Origin of the sequence: Flavobacterium zhairuonense (assembly GCF_004352915.1) — a bacterium.
Classification (GTDB): Bacteria; Bacteroidota; Bacteroidia; order Flavobacteriales; family Flavobacteriaceae; genus Flavobacterium; species Flavobacterium zhairuonense.
The window spans coordinates 1-20,131 of record NZ_SJSY01000063.1 but is presented as its reverse complement, the minus strand read 5'-3'; the positions used below and the strand labels follow the sequence as shown (position 1 = coordinate 20,131).

11 protein-coding genes are annotated in these 20,131 nt (G+C 34.0%); 2 read left to right on the top strand and 9 right to left on the bottom strand.

Annotated features, from left to right (window positions below; translation table 11 throughout):
- Positions 1-229: 229 nt before the first annotated feature.
- Genes EYY60_RS02710 through EYY60_RS02680 form a run of 7 tightly spaced genes read right to left on the bottom strand, consistent with a single transcriptional unit; the run spans position 230 to position 11,995 of the window.
- Entirely contained in the window at positions 230-850 is a 621-nt protein-coding gene (locus EYY60_RS02710) for a hypothetical protein (RefSeq protein WP_132987865.1), read from the bottom strand.
- Positions 847-7,623 carry an RHS repeat-associated core domain-containing protein gene (locus EYY60_RS02705; protein ID WP_132987864.1) on the bottom strand — a complete coding sequence of 2,259 codons (6,777 nt, stop codon included), beginning with the start codon at positions 7,621-7,623 and terminating at the stop codon, positions 847-849. Before EYY60_RS02705 ends, EYY60_RS02710 begins: the two co-directional genes overlap by 4 nt.
- A gap of 6 nt (positions 7,624-7,629) precedes the next feature.
- Positions 7,630-8,079 carry a T9SS type A sorting domain-containing protein gene (locus EYY60_RS02700; RefSeq protein WP_132987863.1) on the bottom strand — a complete coding sequence of 150 codons (450 nt, stop codon included), beginning with the start codon at positions 8,077-8,079 and terminating at the stop codon, positions 7,630-7,632.
- The gene (locus tag EYY60_RS22420) at positions 8,079-8,768 is read right to left on the bottom strand and encodes a hypothetical protein (RefSeq protein WP_235832272.1); all 690 of its coding nucleotides are present in this window, start codon (positions 8,766-8,768) and stop codon (positions 8,079-8,081) included. Before EYY60_RS22420 ends, EYY60_RS02700 begins: the two co-directional genes overlap by 1 nt.
- A gap of 4 nt (positions 8,769-8,772) precedes the next feature.
- The gene (locus EYY60_RS02690) at positions 8,773-10,110 is read right to left on the bottom strand and encodes a hypothetical protein (protein WP_132987862.1); all 1,338 of its coding nucleotides are present in this window, start codon (positions 10,108-10,110) and stop codon (positions 8,773-8,775) included.
- An 8-nt stretch (positions 10,111-10,118) separates the two neighbouring features.
- Complete coding sequence (locus tag EYY60_RS02685) at positions 10,119-11,027, bottom strand: hypothetical protein (protein ID WP_132987861.1); 909 nt, start codon at positions 11,025-11,027, stop codon at positions 10,119-10,121.
- Between the two features lie 2 nt (positions 11,028-11,029).
- A complete protein-coding gene (locus EYY60_RS02680; protein ID WP_132987860.1) occupies positions 11,030-11,995 on the bottom strand; it encodes a hypothetical protein in 966 nt (321 codons plus the stop codon).
- A gap of 1,279 nt (positions 11,996-13,274) precedes the next feature.
- Here EYY60_RS02680 and EYY60_RS02675 point away from each other — a divergent pair.
- Positions 13,275-16,073, top strand: a complete 2,799-nt coding sequence (locus EYY60_RS02675; RefSeq protein ID WP_132987859.1) for an outer membrane beta-barrel family protein — start codon at positions 13,275-13,277, stop codon at positions 16,071-16,073.
- A gap of 4 nt (positions 16,074-16,077) precedes the next feature.
- Positions 16,078-16,881: a GLPGLI family protein gene (locus EYY60_RS02670; RefSeq protein ID WP_132987858.1), complete on the top strand. Its 804-nt coding sequence runs from the start codon at positions 16,078-16,080 to the stop codon at positions 16,879-16,881.
- Positions 16,882-17,000: 119 nt separating this feature from the next.
- Here the strand turns inward: EYY60_RS02670 and EYY60_RS02665 are convergent, their stop codons facing one another.
- Together EYY60_RS02665 and EYY60_RS02660 are read right to left on the bottom strand one after the other, a co-directional pair.
- Positions 17,001-17,864, bottom strand: coding sequence for an outer membrane beta-barrel protein (locus tag EYY60_RS02665; protein ID WP_162847840.1), 864 nt, complete (start codon positions 17,862-17,864; stop codon positions 17,001-17,003).
- A 22-nt stretch (positions 17,865-17,886) separates the two neighbouring features.
- A partial coding sequence (locus EYY60_RS02660) for an MBG domain-containing protein (RefSeq protein ID WP_132987856.1) occupies positions 17,887-20,131 on the bottom strand: 2,245 nt, incomplete at its 5' end.

Genomic DNA, 20,131 nt, shown 5'->3' with positions numbered 1-20,131 from the left:
ATCGCAAACAAACAAGGTTTAGTTGTATTCAAAAAAATCAACTCTAGGCAAATTATTTACGTGATTTCTATAATCAAAATCCAGTAAAGTCTTTGCACAAAAAAAAATGCGCAAAGTCAGAGACATTTGCGCAGCTTTTTATGAGAACTCTTCGGTGAGCGGGGGATTCTCTTATCATATTCATTGTCGATGCTCATCGCACGAAAGGATTCGTATGGGAGCCATTACATCAAAATCTATGATAAAGTTTTTGTTCCTTCTCACTAAATTCATACCATTTCTTTTTATAAAAAATATACTCAGATGAGTCTATTTTTACTCCTTTATAAATTTTGTTTTCAAATTTAAATTTATAATTAAAGTAAATATTTTTAGTTTCATCAAATGTTAAATTTTCAGATTTTAAAAAATATTTTGAATCATTTTTTATACATGTTTTAGTTATCACTAAATTATTATTATTACTTTTAATTGAAATAATTCTTTTAAAGTATTTTTTATGGCTTAAATCACCTACTATACTTTCATAATACTCAGCTTGAATATGCAATTTCTCTTTTAAACTATCATCTTTTACTGCAAGCACAACTTGTTTTTTAACTGAACAACCTGAACCACATCTACTTGAATAAATAAAATTCCATTCTTTTTTTTGAAGAATTCTGATGCTATCCTTACCATAATAATCATCCACTTTTAAACTATCAATTTTTATGTTATTCTTCAATAAATAAATTGTCGTGGAAGAATCATCGTTAAAATGATTAGTAATACTATAATTATTCTCCACCTTATTACAACTAATTAAAAGAAAAGCTATTATACCTAAAATTTTGCAATTTATTTTCATGGCCAATGTTTATTTGAGTCTGAATATTGAAAAAATGTAGTTTGTCCATATTGTGCACTGATACAAAATGTTCCTTTGTTATAGGCTCTCCAATTTGCTCCAACATTTTTTTGGTCCTTTTGCCAAGTTGCATTCCAGAAAAAAGCTCCATCTGTTATTCCTGGCTTTAGATGCCACCAATTTGATAAGGCCTTTGACGCACCTATTGAACGATTGTAATAACTATTTTCAGGCTTCATATCAATAATATCATATAATTTCATCTTCATGATCTCATTATAAATTTTACCTCCTATAGCATCATATTGATTAACTCCTCCAATATTATCAATAAACCCTTCGGTTAATGTTGCTCCCTGGTCATCAATTCTATTTAAAATTACTTCTCCAATGCCTTGAGCTTCCTGAGTATTATTTGAAGCCTCCCCTATAACCGTTGCAAAATATTCTTTTAATCCCTGATGATCATATGTTTTGCCGTTTATTGTATATTCTTTTTCTAATTTATTGGATGACGAGTGCGCAAAATGATTCAAACCACTAACTACAAGCCCTGTAACAGCTCCCTGCCAAAAATTCCCTCCAGTAAGTTGTGCTCCAACCCCTCCAGAAACTGTACCAAAAGCGATCATACCAATATCGCCGGTGCCTTTACCTAAACCTGCATGAGTAACAGTTCCTTTTACTCCATCGCAATATTTAGTCGTGGTAGTCCCTCCACTCCATGCACTCGCAGCAATACTGCTCAATGCTCCAGCCGCAAACCCACTCCAAAATTTCCCTCCTGAAATTGCTGTCATACTTCCTTGAAAAGTTCCATGCGCAACAGCTTGGAATGCTGCTTGTGAATAGAAATTAGAAAATATTGTAGTAGAAGCACTTCCAATACCAAAAGTCACTGCGGAACTTGCTGCACCTATAAATGTTGCCTTAACTAATCCTCCTACACTAAAAGGAACATCTGCAACCAAGGCAGTAATTGTATAAGTTAAAGCTGCAATAGCTGCTCCAATGCCCACAGCAGCAAAAAATCCAATTTCTGCAAATTCCCCTGATGAATCAGTATATTTCAAAGGATTGTTTAATACATATGCATACTTATTGTAATTCTGCGTGTTGAACGGTTCCTGTACATAATTATCAGGTTGCAAGAATCGGTGTAATTTCGGGTCATACAAACGCCCATTCATGTGTATAATCCCCACACTCTGCAGATGCTCATGACCTGTATATCCACGATCTAATACTGTCAATCCTGTCAGAATATTTCCTGCTCCATCCTGAACTTTCACTAAACTTCCCCAAGCATCGAACAATCGTTTTTCAACAACTGCTCCAGCCTGATCAGAAATTGCAACAATCGTTCCCTGATAATCTCGATGTAAATATAAGTAATTTTGAGTTGTCCCATTACTTTTTAAAACAACAGGAGCGCTGTAACCGTCACCTCCGATATAGGTGACAAACTCAATAGCTCCAGTTGTAATATTCTGCTTGATCTCCATTGTTCCATCAGCAGAATAATGTTTGCGATAAATTCTTTGCAGTTTGTCTGTCTGCAAGCCACCATAAAACATACTACTACGGTCATTGCCATCATTATAAGTAAAGCTAATTTTGTCAACTCCCGTTTCCTCTATCTGTACAGGGCTCTTGAACGTATTATAGCTGATAATTTGAGTTGGCCTCGCTGTATAATAACTCAATGCCTCCGGTGTTGGTGTTATAGCCTTATTTTGGTACGTTTTTGTACCATCATATTCATAAGTACCTACACTGTTCTGAGTAATTCTTCCGCGATCATCGTAAATCTGTCCTTCTTGAACTCCTTGTCCATTTGTGAATTCAGTCAGACGATCTAGATTATCGTATTTGAAAGATTCATTTCGACTGAAAAGACTATTCGTACGACTGTTCAGATTACCTCTTTTGATTTCAAATGAAGTATTAAGCATCATGATATTTACGACTGACGGATTTGTTTTCTCGTGTTTGATCTGTGTTACATAACCGTATTGGTCATATCCATTAGTCACAGCAATTCCATTTCCAAATGTTCCTGTCAAAAGCTGGCCTCTTTCATTCACACTATTTGCCTGCCACAAGACCTGTTGCGTAGCATCATCCACAATCTGCCATGGAAAGCCATTCTGATAGGTGTTTTTTATCGTTTTGGCACTTGTCTTGCCAGATGCAGTTGCTGTAGATGTCTCTTTATCGATTCTTCCTAGCGAATCAAAAGCCAATTCTTTCACAAAAACGGCATACGGAGTAGTTTCCGTTGTTTTAGACAATCTTTTTAAATTATCATATTCATAGCTGTTTGTAATTGTTTTTGATTCCGTATTGTCAACAAAACTGCTGCTTGTTATTTGGTTCAATCCATTATAAGCATACGTGGTCTTGCTGTTGGTGTTGGTTCCAACGATTGTTTTTTCTGTCAGCTTTCCGGCTGCATCGTACACCAAAGATGTTGTCCCGTTGGGCGTTGTTTCAGTCTTAAGCTGGCCGTATGCATCATAACTATAAGTATAAGTCCCAGCACTTGGATCAATCATCGTAATTTTGTTTCCCCATCCATCAATATCAATCTGTACTTTGTTTCCTTGATAATCGGATTCCTTCAATTGACCGTCTGCAAAGTAGATAAAATTGATTGTTCCTCCAGGATCAGTAGTCTGCACCTTGTTTCCTAATGCATTTACAGTAGCTGTAGTTGTTTTTCCATCATCATTACTAGTAGTAGTCAGGCCTGAGTAGGAAATACTCTGAATTTTCCCAGTAGGAGCGGTTACTTTTGTAGGCCTCATCAAGTAGTCATACTCATAGCTTGTCCAAAGGCTAGGAGATGAAAAATAAGGCTCGCTTTCTTTTTCTTTTCTTCCTACGGCGTCATATACAACCTGCTTTGAAATTATCGAATTTGTTGCAAATCCCTTTGTTGAGCTTTTTACAGTTCTTCCTAAAACATCATATTCCGTTATAGTTTTTGCTTCTAAATTGTTTGTCGTAGTCAACGTGTAACCTCCTGTCGAAAGTTTTGCATAGGCATTAGTCGTGACAATCGGAACAGCTGAAGAATTAGTTACTGTTGTTGTCAGCAATTTGCCCCAATTGTCGTAAACAAAATCATTTACAATACCCATATAATCTGTTGATTTTTTCACTTGGCCAAGCGAATTATATTCAAAATTGGTAACGAAATTTTGATGATCTGTTTTCTTTACAACAAAACGCTTGGTAGCATCGTACTCGTCTTTTATCGTTCGAGAAGGAAGTGGCGTAGGTGCTGCTGGAGCACTTACTGTCTTTGTCAATAAATTTCCTAATGCGTCATACGACATCTCTTCTACGACAGCATAAGTATTATGGCCTTTTTTCTCCGTTTTAACCAAATTTAAACCGCTGTAGCTATATACCTCTTCTGAGGTACGTGTATCACCTGTATAGATATTTGTCGACTTGTTTACTTTTTTCGGCCTTCCAACATAATAGTTAATTCCTATCCCTAATGGATTACTGTCGTATTGAGTGTCTACAGTTGTCGTGCCTTGCAGTGTCGCTCCACTGAATGTTTTCGTCACGCTTTTGGTTTCAAGTCCAAAATAATTTGTACTCTGAACCGTTCCGTCATAAGTGAAAGTCGTTTCAATTTTGGTATCTGTCAAATGATCAATCGAAGTCTGCTTGGTCAACAGTATATTATATACACTAGTATTAGCAGGCGCTGCAGTTCCTGCGGGAACCAAAGTATAAGCTTTAAAACTGCTTCCGCTTGTTCCTTTCGCACTGAAACCCGGCTTCAAGACTACTTGTGATGACTGATAATTCACATTCAGATTATCATTTACAGCAGATGAAGCAGTAACCGAATTGTTTGCAATGAAACTTTGGCTTGAAGCAACAGCACTAGTAATAGTAATATCATTTTGATAGGTATTCCATGGCTGATCTCCTCCTGTGGTCGAAACAGCAAATTCATTAATTTTGGTACTCAAAAGATTTGTAGGTGTACTATCAAAAACAGTACTTCCGTTTGTACTGCTCCATGTTATAGTGTTTGCTCCCTTAAGCGCAACATCATTATGCTGTGTTGTCCACAGTTTCGTGTCTGAATCACTAACATACCAGCTGCTTCGAGTAGTTCTGATAAAACCGACAGTTCCGTAATTGAAATTAGAAACATAGCCTCTATATCTGAAATTTTGATATTTAGAAATTCCATTGATAGTAGCCGTAAGCTTTGACACCAAAAAACTGTTTGCGTTCCTTATGATTTCAACATTCGGGTACGTTACACTGTTACTAGAAGAATAAAAATCGCTAGATGCATTACCCTGAGCGTTATCACTTGCTTCCATTGACTTATATTCAACAGTCTGCACAATATTTCCACCTGATTCTGATACGGTAACCATCCTATTTTCAGCATCAACATTTTTGTTAAATTGATAATACTCAATTTTGTTGTAATGAGCCCTTACGACAATAAGATCTGTATTAGCTCCATTGAATTTAAAATTGGATGGGATAGGAATAGGAACATCCGGAGAGTTTGAGGTAAAAACTCCTGAATTGTACCCAGCAGAAAAACCATCAACACCAACCATCCCGATATTATTGATAAATCCTGTCACTTGCCATTGCGTGTCATGATTGTTGATACTCCAATCGTCTTTATAATATCTTCTCCAGACACGCACTAGATCTGATTTTCCATCTTTATTGATGTCAATTGCAAAATAACCACTATAATGTGCTTGAGTAGTAAATGGCATTGGCGTCTCTTTGGTAGTATCTGGTCGATATTCTACAATATCAAGTGACTGTTTGGTAAAAAACTCTCCTCCAGATGGATTGCCATTACTATAATAGATATTCCATTGTACTTGTGCATTTCCTCCTTCACTCGTTGGCAGCATAACATCTGTTTTCCCATCGCCGTTATAGTCTCCAAAAAGAATTTGTTTCGTTTTGGAATATTGATCAAGATTTCCTGTCCCAATGATTTCGACAGCAATCCAAGGAGCCGTATTCAATTGGCGAAGTGAAGCTATTCGATAATTTTTTGTAGTATTGTCAACAAATAGGATATCGGTTTTACCGTCGCCATTAAAATCTGCTGTAAATCTGTTTTCGTATTCTTTGCAATAGCTGAAATCAGACATTAATACAAAATCTTTTGTGTTTAGCACTGTTGAAGCATTGGGCGCAAGATTTAAATAATATGCACTGCTGATGCAATTGCCGACACTTGATTCCTTTAGTATGCAATTACAGTTTAATGCTTCTCCGTGAGGTCCTGTACAAGGCCCGTCCATTCCATAATGGTCAACTTGATGATGCTGCAATATTATCACCTCAGAAATACCGTCACCATTAAAATCTCCTTCTAAATACTGATTATTCAGATTAACCTTGTCCGGATATTCAGTTGATGCAGTAGTGGCCACACCTCTACTTTGCTCTTCTCCTCCACCGCCTCCTGTGGTACATTGAATTTCATTGGCAACAATATTTTGTATTGCTACTGTTTTGGTGTTTACAAGATTTACCGAATTATTATTCAAATTATAATAATTGAATGTAAGCGAATTGAGATCTGCAACAGGATCGATTATGCTGTTAAACTGATTCAGCCTGTCATTTGTTAAAGTAGTCGCAGAGAATGTTCTTCCAGACATAGCATATAAGGGCATATATATAGGTTCATTCCCGCTACTGCCTTGAAACAAATTTTTAAAAAGTTTATTATCCACTATAAAATCTAGTCGTCCATCACCATCAAAATCCCCTGCAAGATCAGTTTTGTCAAAAGATAGATTGTTTGTATATTCTTTCTCTGTTCTTTCCTGATAATTAGGACTGGTGCCGTATGTAAATACCACAGGATTTGACTCTTCACTTTGCGCATTTATTTCCTTGATACTTGCAACACGCTCATATCCTAAACCAGGATCAACTATATGAGTCAACTGATAGGTCCTAAAAAGTGTATTATCGGCATAAACCTTAATATTGTCCAAAATCTTTGATGCGTAAACGGGAACTCCTTTTAAGTAATCACGCTCTACCCTTAATGAGTTTCTATAAAAAAAACTTATTTTATCTTGCGCAGCAATGCCTGCCGCTGTATTTCCGCTAAAAACAATATTACTTATGTAAAGCTGATTGGTGTTGTTGTAAGTAACTGTTTCATAATTATAATCAATGAAATTACCGTAAGTATCCTCGTAATGAACGATATACCAAGCATTCAGCGAAACCGAATTCTGCAAGCTACCCGAACCTTTTGATCCATACCAGCTACGCGATCCGTCTGGAGCAGTAACAATAAAATAAGTAGTCGTCCCCTCTATCTTCAGCTCGATTTTGGTATTGCTTTTGTACTCGGTTTCATAAGTAGAACCGCTGGCCCAGTAAGTTCCTGTTTTTATAAGTAAGCGCTGGCCGTCCAATGCCAGTTTATCATTGTCATCAAAATCTACTCCGTCAACAAAGCCATCAATATCTCTTCTGGTTGCCATACGGCTAATTGTAGAAATACTATTGATGCTCCATCCCTGTCCGGCGATTCCTCCTCTTACACCACTACTGTAGGTAAGATTAATAATAGGCGCAACATTTTTTATGCTGGGCGGGGTAGCAATAGGCAGTGTATAGGTCGCAGTACCTGAAGCCGAAATCTGCAATTCTCCTTTTGTGTCTGTAAAATTCTGAGAAAAAGAAAGATGACTTATTAAAGTCAATATAAAAATGTAAAACTTCTTCATGCAACCTTATTGTTTAATAATTTTAATAGATTTTTGATCGCCGCTACTGTAGTTCAGCATTACCAGATAAACGCCGGATGGCAGTTCCTGAAAAGGAATATTCTGGCTTTCATTACGATTAGTCAACTGATAAGTTCTCAATTGTTGTCCTGACACAGAAAAAATTTGAATCGAGCTAACATAATTATCATTTGTAAGTTGCCACCTCAAATACAGTTCTTCTTTCACAGGATTTGGATAATATGAAATGACATCTTCTTCTGAAAATTTAAGCATATCCTCATCTGTAAGGGCCTCGATTTCTTTTACGGCTTTGGTAGGCTTTGAAGTGCATCCGCTTAAACATAAAGTGCGAGTCAATTGATTTCCGGCCGAATCATATCCGAAAGTAATTTTTTGCTGGGCGTTTGACAGAAGACAAACTCCAAACAATAATAGGGTTATTATTTTTTTCATTAAATTTTTGATTTAATATTTTTTATTTCTTGTTTTAATTCTTCGATAGTTTTATTCTGCTCAATCATGTACAAGGTCAGCTCCTCAATTTTCTGAAGAAGTTTGGAGTTCATTTCTCCTAGGTTGATTCCGTTTTTCAAGACTTCTTCTTCAGATGGAATGTTTTCTAGATGACCTTTTTCCGCAATATATTTCTCCACTTCTTCAAGTGTTGGTAAGATGTATTCTTTTCTAAATACGAAATCAGACCAGCCATTCATATCAACTTTTACTTCTTGAGAATGTATTGTACCGTTTACGTCAAGTTTGTTTTTTGGATTTACAGTACCGATTCCTACATTACCTCCAAAAGAAGCGCCGCTAAAAAAATTTGTTTGACTACCATCGCCAGGTATATAAAGCAAAGTACGTAATGGCCCATCATACCTTTTGGCAATAATTTCAAAGCCCTGATCGTAGGTCCAATCATCTGTTAAATATACTCGAAGGCGTGAATGACCATTGCTGCTATTACCTATGGATTCATTTCTGATGAAACTATTTTCTCCCCAACCATTAAATATTAATGAATTGCCTAAATACTCTTGAGTACTTAAAACTATATCCCCTGTCGGCGAAAAAGTATTTTGAGCTGAAATTGAATCCTTTCCCCATAAAACAAAAAACACTATTAATATTGCTTTTTTCATAATATTATTGATTTTCAATTTTTAAAATTCTTCTCTCTAGCTCTGCCTGGTATTTCTTCATTAATTTATTTTCATCTTTCACTTTTTCATTTTCCTTTTTCATTTCAATCAAATACAAAGTTAGTTCTTCAATTTTTTGTAGGAGCTTAGCGTTCATTTCTCCGAGGTTAATTCCATTTTTTAAGACTTCCTCTTCACTTGGAATGTTTTCCAAATGTCCTTTTTCAGCAATGTGTTTTTCAACTTGTTCAAGGGTTGGCAAAATATATTCTTTTTTGAAAACAAAGTCAGACCAGCCGTTCATATCTACTTTAACTTCTTTCGAGTGGATTGTTCCATTGACGTCTAGTTTATTTAAGGGATTTGTTGTTCCAATACCTATATTCCCATTTTCACTAATATGCATACGAACTTGCGGCGTATTTCCACTAGTATTTATACTATTAGTTGAAAATTGCATATAGGTATCCCAACTTGTACCTCTATAACTACGGATACTAGCTGATCCTGCACCTGAAAAATCCCAACTAATTTCTTGAGCAGAGTTTGAATTAAATGGTGTGTTTGGTCCCCATATACTTATTGCTTTCAAGGGCGTTGGATAACCATTTGGCCCAGCTTGTATAGTTAATCTCGCAATTGGATTTATAGTACCTATCCCTATGTTGCCTCCATCTGCGATAAATAATGACGTATTATTATCATTATCTCTAAAGTAAAACCCATCTCCATCAATAGGAGTTCTAAATTTCATCCCTTCGGCATCAGCAGTAATCCAAGCTTTGCCTCCGTCCTCCCTAAGCAATTCAAGCCCAGAATTCCATCCTTCGGCATAACTTGAGTATATACTTAATTTAGATTCAGGAGTAGATGTTCCTACTCCTATTTTGCCTTTATTGATTGTAAAATATGTATTAGCTCCATCGCCCCATGATTGAATATTATCATAAGGATCCCTTTCCCACCATGTTCTCGTATTAGTTTGCGGGGTTGAATAAGTGCCATCTATAGAAATTCCGTCATGAAATCTTGTTGTCCACCAATTGGAATCCGAGGCATTATCTCTATAAAGCCAAGATCTATTTAACATTTTATTAGCAGTTCCACAACTCCCACCAATTTCATTAATTAACTGTGATGATCCAAGTGGAGATCCTAATGGGGTACTTTCGTAACTTTTAATTGTACCTGAAACATCCAATTTAGAAGTTGGTGAAATAATTCCAATCCCTACGTTATTATTCCCAGATGTTCCTTGAATAGTTCCTGTAGGCGTATATATTTGGGCATTCGCATTTAAAGCAAAATAAAATGTTGTAATAATAGCTAATCTAAGTTTCATATAAATCTTTATTTTAATTTCTCTTCAATTTTTGAAAGTCTTTCAAACACAACTTTGAAATTTTCATTTTGATTTTTTAATTCCATATTCTCTTTTTTTATTTCAATCAAATAAAGTGTCAATTCTTCTATCTTCTGCAAAAGTTTGGAATTCATTTCTCCTAGATTGATTCCATTTTTCAAAACTTCTTCTTCAGAAGGAATATTTTCAAGATGACCTTTTTCAGCAATTTGTTTTTCAACTTCTTGAAGTGTAGGTAAAACATAATCTTTTTTGAATACAAAATCTGACCAGCCATTCATATCTACTTTTACTTCTTTCGAGTGGATTGTTCCGTTAACATCTAGTTTGTTTGCTGGATTAATTGTTCCTATTCCAACATTCAGATCGTCATTTATTGATAAAACAGGATTAAAAAAAGCATTATTGTCTTTCCAGCCCAACCTTAAATATCTATTACTAGCTCCTCCGTAATTAACGTTTGTCTTAATTTGAATAGCCCCACTACTTGCTGGGCCAGAAATTGTGCTAATTTCTCCCTGTTGTCCAAGAATTAAATTTCCTGTAATTATTTGACTACCATTAAAAGTATTTGCTCCCCTTGTGGCTACTTCATTCCAAGTTGGGTTATTTCCATCATTAGTTTTTCTAAAAAATAATCTATCGTTTTCCGTATATGAAGAAGAAAGTTGTAATTGAAAAAGATTATTAGGATTTCCGTGTCTAATAACGAAAAGATGACTCCAACTATAACTTGTATCTGGAATTCCACCAATGGCATTAAAACCGCTGTATACTCCTGAATTGATCGCCCCCAAGTAAGTACTTGTACCAGGTGCCAATCCATCACCTATTTGTTGCGAAAATCCAATGTTATATACTAATAAAGCAACAATAATTATAATTCTTTTTTCCATTTTTATTTGTTTTCCAGCGTAGTTAATCTTTCTTTCATTTCTAGGTTTTCCTTTTTCAATTCAATCATATAAAGAGTTAATTCCTCAATCTTCTGCAGAAGTTTAGAATTCATTTCTCCGAGATTAATTCCATTTTTTAGAACTTCTTCTTCAGATGGAATATTTTCCAGATGCCCTTTTTCAGTAATATGTTTTTCAACTTCTTGAAGTGTTGGCAAGTCATAATCTCTTTTGAAAACAAAATCTGACCAGCCATTCATGTCGACTTTTACTTCTTTGGAATGGATTGTGCCGTTGACGTCTAGTTTGTTTTGAGGTGCAGAGACGCCAATTCCAATATTGCCATTTGCTTTTATAGCCATTTTGACACTAGCATTAGTAATAAAATTTATTGCACCATGATCTCCACCTGTTTTATTATTTATAATATTAAGATCGAAGTAACTTCCAAATCTATGTCCATAATATGAATATCCGGAATTAACTTCAAAATCACAGGTATCATGATAACCAATGCGAACAATACTACTTCCGCCATTAGTTGTACCAAATCTTGTTAAAGAAGCTATTACTTCATTGCTATCGTTAGTTAGAGAATGCAAAACTTGTAGTTTAGTAGTAGGAGTTGATATTCCGATACCTACATTTCCCTTAAATACAGTATTTAATGAACCTCTTGAGATTTGAATAGCATCGTAATCTAAGTCAGCATTTCTCGTACCAATTGCCAATATATCATTTAAGCCATACTTGAAAAATGCGCCATAAGTATTACTGCCTCCTTCACGAATTCTTAGTTCGTTATCTGTAGTCCAATCAACATTATCAATATTTATATTTCCGACTACATTGAGTTTAGCATCAGGGGTTGTTGTACCAATGCCAACATTACCTGTTGGGGGAAATGTATTTTGCGAAAAAGTCTGTTGAATAATAAAAAATGAAAGCAGTAAAGCGATGTTTTTCATATATAATTTGTTTATTTAATATTGGTTTAACGGAAATAAACAGTTGTTAATACTTCGTTAAAATTGGCGGGCAAATAAACAAAAGGATTTTATTTAATTTTTACGGTTTTCCGTATTTTGCAATATTTAATTATATTTAAACAAAAAGCTCAAACAATAACATCTTAAAAATAAACAGTTTACTGTTTTTTTTTTTTTAGATATAGACACTTAATAATATTTCATTTTTCATGAAAATAATTTGATTAGAAGATATTCCGAAAAGATTAAAATAGCTTTGAAGAGAATAATTATCTTTTATACAGATTGACACTTGAAAGAAGGCAATATATTTAAAATCAAACAATAATATACGAATTGTCGTGTAGTGAATACATTAAAATATATAAACAATAATTTATATGCTTAAAATTTTATACATTTACTTCAACCACTTGATCAATGAGTTCTTAGAAAGAAAGTTATTATAAATTAACAAAAGTTACTTTTCAATTGAAATAATGGATAAAAGTTTGTTTGTTTTTGTATCGCTTTATTTTGTACAGACTTGTACGTTTCTTGTACCTCGAACTCTGTTAAACCATATAAATATTAAGTTGCTAATTTCTGCATCGGGAAATCGGTAAACATCACAAAACAAAAACAAATGAGTTAAAATATTTATAAACAATATTTTAACTCGTTTTTTACTTGCACTTTCTTTTGTATGTTAGATGATGTTTTGATTAAATTTGTACCTTGTTTGTACCTCGAAAAACTGAGATGCAAAAAATATTTTTTGTGGCCAAATGATGGCACGTAGAGACACTGGAGTTCATACCTAAATGGACACAGAAACACAAGACCTTTGCTTATAAAACATAGGAAAAGCAAAAAAAACAAGGCAGAAATACACTAGAATCCAAGCAAGATTGGCTAAAAAACAAGATTATTAATAATTAATTATGTTAAAAAAAAGCAAAGTCGTTTTTTACATTGTAGTATTTTTACTTAGATTTGAACCACATCAATATTTAACTATTACACTAACGATTAGTAATTCAAATCGTTAAATTTTACACTACTAACTGCCAAAACTCAAAAAAAAATCATGAATTTCACAAAACTAAGTCACTACCCTTCTTCAAACCTGTCTAAAAAAGTGCTATTTCAATTTCTACTTTAGAATCTACACTCTTACTTACTCAAAAAACAAATCATCAACAAATGCATTTTATTTCTATTTCTCAAAAATAGGATAGAACTATAATGCCTACTTTCAAAAAACCATAATCAATTAATGAGACAAACAATACTATTATTATGTTGCTTTCTTTTTTTATCAACTACTTTACAGGCACAAACATCAGGCACAGTTAAAGGATATGTAACCGATACCATAAATCATTCTACTTTAACGAAAGCATCAATCTCTTTGTTAAGAGCAAAAGATTCCATTTTAGTAAAATTTACCCGAGCCAAAGAAAATGGCTATTTTGAGTTGAATAATATTAAACCCGGTAAATTTATTTTACTGGTTTCTTATCCAAAATATGCTGATTTTGTAGATCAATTTTCTGTTGATTCCACAAAATTAATCAAGGATTATGGTAAAATTAATTTAGAAGATAGAGGAAAAATACTATCAGAAATAATTATCAAAGGCAATAGAGCCGCCATGAAAATCAAAGGAGATACGTTAGAATTTGATCCAAAAGCATTTAAAATCGAACCTAATGCAAAAGTGGAAGATCTGATAAAACAATTCCCAGGAATACAAATTGACAAGGATGGAAAAATTACCGCTCAAGGCGAAACTGTAACAAAAGTTTTGGTTGATGGTGAAGAATTTTTTGGTGATGATCCTACTCTAGTTACAAAAAACCTACGTGCGGACATGGTTGATAAAGTACAATTGTACGACAAAAAAAGTGATCAAGCTGCTTTTACAGGAATTGATGATGGTCAGAAAACCAAAACGCTGAATGTTAAACTTAAAGAAGACAAAAAAAATGGTCATTTCGGGAAAGTAGAACTCGGAGGAGGAACTGATAATTTTTACAAAGGTCAAGCCATGTTTAATAAGTTTTGGGATAAGAAAAAATTAGCAGCTTACGGTATTTTTGGCAACACAGGACAAGTAGGATTAGGATGGGGAGATAAAGATAAATATGGCCAAACAAGTTATCAAGTGACTGATGATGGCGGTATTTATTTTACAAACAATGGTAATGATGAATTTGACAGTTGGGATGGACAATTTAATGGTGAAGGAATTCCAGTAGCTCAAACTGGCGGGATACATTTTGACAATAAATGGAACAACGATAAAGAATCTATCAATGTAAATTATAAAATTGGCGATATCAAACTTTCAGGAGATCGCAATGATATTAACCAGCAAAATTTAAGTTCTAGCAGTATTTATAATACTTCAGACAAGAGTTTTGAGAAAAACATGACTAAAAACAAACTTGATCTAACTTATGAAATTAAAATTGATACTACTTTAACATTAAAATTAAATGTAGATGGATTATTTAAAAAGAGTAATTCAATTGACGCAGAAACGCGAAAAGGTACTGACGAACAAGGCAACCAATTGAATAATTTGAAACAAACAACTACAAACGATGTTGATGATAAAACATTTAATATAAATACTTTATTAACCAAAAGATTTAAAAAAACGGGGCGAACATTATCTCTTAATTTAAACCAATCAAGTTCAGATAGCAAAAGTAATGGTTATTTAAATTCTAGAGCTGAATTTTTTACACCATCCGTAATTAGTCCAGATAGCACCAAAGTAGTCGATCAAAACAAAGTCAATAATATTAGTAATACCGCTTTTAAATCAAATTTAATCTATACCGAACCGTTATCTAAGAACCTGTCTTTGATTCTTAACTATGGATTCAACATTAGTAACGGTAAAGCTGATCGTAAATCTTTTAATCAAGCTCCAAATGGCGATTATACCGTTTTGGATTCCATTTTTAGTAATAATTATGAATTAGACCAAACGATAAACCAACTTGGAGCGATTTTTAATTACAAAAAAAATAAAACTGTTTTTTCTGCTGGTTCTAAATTTAGTGGTGTAAAATTTAAACAATATGATGTTTATAGAGATAGTTCTTTTGATCGAAAATTTGTCAACTACATGCCACAGATAAGCTATCAATATAATTTTAAACAAAGAGAATCACTGCGTTTGTCGTATAACGGAAACAATGAGCAGCCAACGTTAGAACAAATACAACCGATACCAAATAATCAAAACCCATTAAATACGATTTTGGGTAATCCTAATTTAGATCCTTCTTTTAAAAATAATTTTAGAGGAAATTATTATTCCTATAAAGTACTTAGCAATCAATATTTTTCGGTTGGTGGATCGTACAATTTTACACTAAACCCAATAATAAGCAATGTGATTACAAATGATAGAGGGCAAAGTATTTCTCAATTTGTAAACCTAAAAAACAAAGCTACAACAAGTTATTATTTGAATACTAATTTTGGCAAAACAATCAAAGCCATAGACATGTCAGCAGGAATTGGCTTAAGTGCCAGCAAAAATTTAAACTATAATTACATCAACACAAAACTGAATCAAACTAAAAATTCAACTTATTCCCTTAATTTAAACTTATCAAAGAATAAAGAAAAAAAATACAATTTAAGTGCTAGCTTCGGACCTACTTACAACGTTGCTGATGCAAGCATCAACCAAAATAGTGATAGTAATGGTTGGGGCTTTAATGGAAATTTCTGGACCAGCGTACAATTGCCTTTCAAACTAGAAATTAGCTCAGATGGTAATTATCAATATAATGGAAAAACGCAAGTAATTCAGGAAAGTTTTGAACGTTTTATTTGGAATGCATCTGTCACAAAAAAATTCTTAAAATCAGATAATTTAAGAGTTTCTATAACGGGAAGAGATCTTTTGAACCAAAATGTAGGATTTAATCGTTCTGCATTCAATGGAAATATCAACCAAAGCACTTACACAACTATCCAAAGATACTTTATGTTCTCTGTAAGCTGGGATTTCAGCAAAATGGGCGGAGGAGAAATTAAACAAAACTAAAACTATGAAAGCAATAATAAACCACATCTTACTTTTAATAATTGTATTGACAAGCTGCAATGCTTTTGCACAAAATAACCAATTAGTACAAAATGATCACTTTGTACAAAGTGGCGTAATCGAATTTGAGAAAAAATCGAATATATATGCTTTGATTACCAAAAAAATAAAAGGAGAAACTGAAAGCTATTATAAATTAGCTTTTGAAAGTTATAAAAAAAACAATCCACAATTTAAAACTACAAAAAGCACACTCACTTTTTCAAAAAACAAAAGTTTATATAAATGGAATGAAACCAATGAATCAACAAGCAACAATAATTGGATTGCAGATGATGCAATGGCTAATTTAAAAAACATTATTGCCACAGATCTAGATACTCAAACCAGCACTACCCAAAAAAACGTTTACGATGATTTATATTTAGTTAAAGACAGTTTACGCAAGATTGACTGGAAAATTACCGATGAAACAAGAGAAATTGCAGGTTATGAATGTCGCAGAGCAAATGCTATAGTTCTTGATTCTGTTTATGTTGTTGCCTATTTCACAATTCAAATTCCGTTCTCAGGCGGTCCTGAATCTTTTACAGGCTTACCTGGAACAATTTTAGGCTTGGCCCTGCCGCATGAAAATATGACTTGGTTTGCCACAAAAGTTACTGAAATTCCAGTATCTGACAAAGATTTAGTTCCACCAATTAAAGGCAAACCTACTGACAATAAAGGATTAAACAAAATACTTTTGGATGCTTTGAAAGACTGGGGGAAATGGGCAAGAAGAGCATTGCAGGCCTACTCCATGTAATAAGAGCTTAGCATATACAATTTTCATGTAAAAAAGTTTTATTATACAACAAAAGGTGCGTTTCATTACGAAACCGCACCTTTCTTTTTTTCAAATATTTATTATTATTTTTTTCGTTCTTAATTTCCTTTCGTTTTTTTTAATGAAAATCCTAATTTTATTTGCAAACCAGCAGAAAAATAATTGCTCTTTTGAACTATTATTTTATTTCTTGAAACACCATTTGCCTGCGTATTTTCAATACCATTTGGATCATACAAAACAATATTGATGTTTTCGTTTTTTTTTGCCAAATCAGAAAATCCGTAATCAGCAAATACGCCTGTATAAAGCTGTAAATTCTCTTTTAATTTGAAAGTCAAGCCTGTTTCTAAACTTACTAAAAATGAAGTCTTAAGATCTGTCGATGTTTTATCCTCCCAATTGTTTATTTTCCCAAATCCGTGCGAGGGCAAATTATCTATAAGAAGATCTGTGTCTGGATAATAACCGCTTAACTGTAATTCATCAGCAGAAGCTTTTATATTTTGTTTTCCTGGAAATAAAACTTTTCCTCCAAAACCTAGATACCACTGCGATTGGCTTGAAACTGAGGTTCTGTATTGTAAAAGAACAGGAATAGCAAAAGAAATGAAATGCTGTTTTTCCTGATAATTTTTCGGTGAAACTCTATATTCAAATGCCGACATCTGGTCATCAACTTCATTTGAATTGATTGTTGTTCCTTCATTCAGCTTAAATGTATTTTGATTGTAAAAAACATCTATGCCTGTATTAATTCCCCAGTGATTATTTAAAAAATAGGTATATCCAATTCCTAAACCTCCACCTGTTTTCAAATTTCCATTCCCTTGAGAACTTTCATAAAGAATCCCTGATGGACCTCCACTAATCTTTATACTAGTTTCTTGCGCTTGTATTGAACTATATAATAAAAATATCGCAATTGCAATTTTGATTTTCATTTTGATTTTGATTTTCATTGATCTTAAATTAAAACTCATTTTACTTTACCAAGACATTAAGTGTTTTCTTCTCACCATTTGATAAAGTAAGCATTACGATATAAATAGAAGTTTGCGAAGGCGCAATTATTTGATTTTGAGTTTTCACATTAGAAATCGTCTGAATTAATTTTCCATTAATGTCAAAAATATCAATGATGGCACTTTTAAGCTGTACTTCACTAAAATTACATTCTAAAGTAAATTCACTCGACACTTTTACCGGATTAGGATATATTTTCATATTATTTGAAAATACTTTTCCAGTTATTTCAAACAAACAAGATTTAATTTTGTTACCGTCTTTATCCGTAGCAATGACATAGTAAGAGCCATTTAAAGCTTGATTTTCACTTAAATACTGTAGAGTTGCCCCAGAGATCGCTGTTCCATTTTTATACCATTGCCAAGAAACAAACTCTTTATTTTTATTATCAAAGAAAAGAACATCAGACCAATGTTGCGATATAAGTCCGCCTTGTGTAACTTCAATAGGTTTTATAATAGTAACTGCAGGGTTATGATTTTGATCTCCATTTTGAGATGCTGTAATTGAAGTACTTCCCGAATTTTTTACCGTTAAATTATTACCCGAAACCTCGGCAATATTAGTATTCGCAACCGAATAAACTATAGGCAACCCACTGTTTGACACTGCATCAAGATTTATGTTATCTTCGGTTTCACAGCCAAATTCTAAATCTTGATTCCACGAAATTACTTGGTCGGCTTTAATGATTTCAAAAACGGCACTTTCAAAAACAATTTTATAGTTTTTCCCAGCATCAATTGTTCCCGCGTTAATTTTATATTTTCCAACATTTTCACCAGTTTCTCTTGAAAGTACTCCTGATATAATTGCATTTGTATCACCATTTACAAGTCCAGAAACCGTATATCTAAAAACAGGATCAGTTGTTCCAAAAACTTTCTGATGTTCTGCCGAAGCAGTAATAGTTAGTACGTATTTATCAGTAGTGAAACTAATTTCATTTCCGTAAACTACAAATCCATTACTGTTTATAGCATACGCTCTCACATAATAATTTGTATTGCCATTTAGATTATTCAACGCTGAAGTAATTGATCCTAATGAACTGCCTGCAATAACTTTGTTATCTGTTATTAGCGGATTTGATTTAAGCGAATAAACAAATCCTGTTTCTGTTAAACATTTTCTATCATTATTTTCCAAAGAAATTGTTCCCGAAACTAGCGCTCCAGAAACTGTTATATTTGTTGCAGCTAATGTATTTACCGTAAAAGGCGTAGGTTCTTCAATTACTACTGTTTTAGAGATTGAGCAAGAATTTTCATCTGTAATGGTAATAGAATATGTTCCCGCTGTAAGTCCATTTGCTGTAGCTTCGTTTCCTCCTTTTGGTGACCATAAGTAAGTATAAGCTCCTTTTCCTCCACTCACATTTACAGTTGCGGTTCCATCATTTCCTTTATTGCAAGATAGATCCGTTTTTGAAGTTGTTGCTTCAAGTAATGCAGGTTCGGTTATAGTAAAACTTTGCTGTGCTGTGCATGCATTTGCATCAATAATCGTAACTGTATAAGTTCCCGCACTAAGCTCAGTTGCAGTTGCTGCAGTTCCGCCAGATGGAAACCAAGAATACGTATATGTTCCTGTTCCTCCCTTTGCGCTTACCGTTGCTGATCCTGTGTTTCCTCCGTGACAAGCAATATTTGTTTGTGCAACTGCTGTCGCTGTAAGAGCATCAGGTTCCGTAATAACAAAACTCTGCGTTACTGTACAAAAATTTGAATCTGTAACCGTTACTGTATAAGCTCCTGCACCAAGTCCTGTTGCAGTTGCGGCAGTTCCGCCAGAAGGAGACCAAGCGTAAGAATAAGCTCCAGTTCCGCCAGTTGCATTTACAGTAGCAGTTCCGTTATCAGCGCCATTGCAAGAAACATCTGTTTTGGATATTGTTGCAACAAGAGCAGCAGGCTCTGTAATCGTAACGCTGGCAGTAGTTTGGCATAAGTTGGCATCTTTGACGGTTACGGTATAAGTTCCCGGAGCAAGGCCAGAAGCTGTAGCGCCAGTTCCACCAGTTGGAGCCCAAGAATAGGTGTAAGCTCCAGTTCCGCCGGTAACATTTACAGTCGCAGATCCGTTTGAGCCGCCATTACAAGAAACATTAGTCTGAGTTGCTGTTGCAACAAGAGCAGCAGGTTCTGTGATTGTAAAACTTTGCGTTTTTGTACATAAGTTGGCATCAGTTACGGTTACC

What these genes read in the sequence shown, in the direction of transcription:
- EYY60_RS02670 (WP_132987858.1), top strand. Translation starts at nt 16,078, where the DNA reads ATGAAAGCAATAATAAACCACATCTTACTTTTAATAATTGTATTGACA.
- EYY60_RS02710 (WP_132987865.1), bottom strand. Translation starts at nt 850, where the DNA reads ATGAAAATAAATTGCAAAATTTTAGGTATAATAGCTTTTCTTTTAATT.
- EYY60_RS22420 (WP_235832272.1), bottom strand. Translation starts at nt 8,768, where the DNA reads ATGAAAAAAGCAATATTAATAGTGTTTTTTGTTTTATGGGGAAAGGAT.
- EYY60_RS02685 (WP_132987861.1), bottom strand. Translation starts at nt 11,027, where the DNA reads ATGGAAAAAAGAATTATAATTATTGTTGCTTTATTAGTATATAACATT.
- EYY60_RS02665 (WP_162847840.1), bottom strand. Translation starts at nt 17,864, where the DNA reads ATGAAAATCAAAATCAAAATGAAAATCAAAATTGCAATTGCGATATTT.
- EYY60_RS02675 (WP_132987859.1), top strand. Translation starts at nt 13,275, where the DNA reads ATGAGACAAACAATACTATTATTATGTTGCTTTCTTTTTTTATCAACT.
- EYY60_RS02690 (WP_132987862.1), bottom strand. Translation starts at nt 10,110, where the DNA reads ATGAAACTTAGATTAGCTATTATTACAACATTTTATTTTGCTTTAAAT.
- EYY60_RS02705 (WP_132987864.1), bottom strand. Translation starts at nt 7,623, where the DNA reads ATGAAGAAGTTTTACATTTTTATATTGACTTTAATAAGTCATCTTTCT.
- EYY60_RS02700 (WP_132987863.1), bottom strand. Translation starts at nt 8,079, where the DNA reads ATGAAAAAAATAATAACCCTATTATTGTTTGGAGTTTGTCTTCTGTCA.
- EYY60_RS02680 (WP_132987860.1), bottom strand. Translation starts at nt 11,995, where the DNA reads ATGAAAAACATCGCTTTACTGCTTTCATTTTTTATTATTCAACAGACT.